We start from the raw sequence: 1,144 nt of genomic DNA, 5'->3' as shown, positions 1-1,144 counted from the left end.
GTCGGCCGGCGCGTCCGACACCTGCCAAGGCTGAGCGCGGGCGGCCTCGTGCGTCTTCGTCAGCCGGCTGACGAGCGCGAGCACCCAGTCGCGGTCCTCGATGGCGCGCGGCATGCCGTGCGCATGCACAACAGCGTAGTTCCACGTCGGCACCACCTTGCCGTGCTCGCGCTTGCTCGCATACCAGGACGGCGTGATGTAGGTCTGCGCACCCTGGAAGACCACCACCGACGCCACGCTCTTCGAGAACGACCGCCACACCGGATTGGCCCGCGCCACGTGCGCGACCAGCGTGCCGTGCTCGCCGCGGCTCGCATCGAGCAGGAAGGGCACATGGTTGGCGAGCAACTCGCCCTCGCCCTGCGTCACCCAGGTGCCCAGCGGCTGCGCGCGGATGAGCGCGTGCAGCACGGCGATGTCCGGCTCGGCGTGGTGGGCGGGGATGTACATGGTCGGGCTCGGGGCGAGAGTGGCAGCGGTGGTTTCGGCAGGGCAGGCGGCAGATCACCGCCGCGGCGAATACTCAGGCGCTGTTCTTGGCGTACAGCACCATCTGCGTGCAGCGAAAGAGCGCAATCGTCTTGCCCGATTCCTTGTGCTTGACCACCGCGTCCCACACCTGCGTGGTCCTGCCCAGGTGCGCCGCCGTGGCCGTGCATTCGATGCTGCCGTCTCGCGCCGTGCCGAGGTGGTTGGACTTGAGCTCGATGGTCGTGAAGCCCGTCGCGCCTTCCGGCAGGCTGGCGAGGCAGCCGTAGCCTGAACAGGTATCGGCCAGCGTGACCACGCTGCCGGCGTGCAGAAACCCATTGGGCGCCATGAGCTGCTTCGACACCGGCAATTCGGCCGTGACAGTCGACGTAGCCACGCGCGTGATGACGATGCCGAGGTGCCCGGGCAGGTTTTCGGCGCCTCGCCGGTTGAAGTCATCGACGGTGAGCATGACGGCGTTCCGATCATCAAGGACAAGACGCGCCATGTTAGTTGTTCAACGGCGCTTGCTGCCTCATACGGCGCGGCGTGGTTCGAGCGCAAGCCGAACCGCCAGCGCGGCCAGAACGAAGCCCATGACATAGCGCTGAACGGCCAGCCACGTCGGGTTGCGTGAGAACCAGGACGCGATGTGCGCGGCGCTTAGCGCGAT

Annotated in this window: 2 protein-coding genes and 1 pseudogene; all 3 read right to left on the bottom strand. The window is 67.5% G+C overall.

What is annotated here, in order from left to right:
* Positions 1-450 (bottom strand): FMN-binding negative transcriptional regulator (locus tag H0W38_RS20525; protein WP_292457669.1); only part of this gene is annotated, 450 nt, incomplete at its 3' end.
* 73 nt (positions 451-523) lie between these two features.
* Positions 524-943, bottom strand: a complete 420-nt coding sequence (locus tag H0W38_RS20520) for a PaaI family thioesterase (RefSeq protein WP_292457666.1) — start codon at positions 941-943, stop codon at positions 524-526.
* 63 nt (positions 944-1,006) lie between these two features.
* Positions 1,007-1,144, bottom strand: a pseudogene (locus H0W38_RS20515) (LysE family translocator); the annotation flags it as partial.

It is taken from the genome of Methylibium sp., assembly GCF_013817365.1.
Classification (GTDB): Bacteria; Pseudomonadota; Gammaproteobacteria; order Burkholderiales; family Burkholderiaceae_C; genus Methylibium.
The sequence above is the reverse complement of the archived record's forward strand: the minus strand, read 5'-3'. Positions and strand labels throughout refer to the sequence as shown.

Bases quoted from the DNA above. Each gene is read 5' to 3' on its own strand.
- H0W38_RS20520 (WP_292457666.1), bottom strand. From the start codon at position 943: ATGCTCACCGTCGATGACTTCAACCGGCGAGGCGCCGAAAACCTGCCC.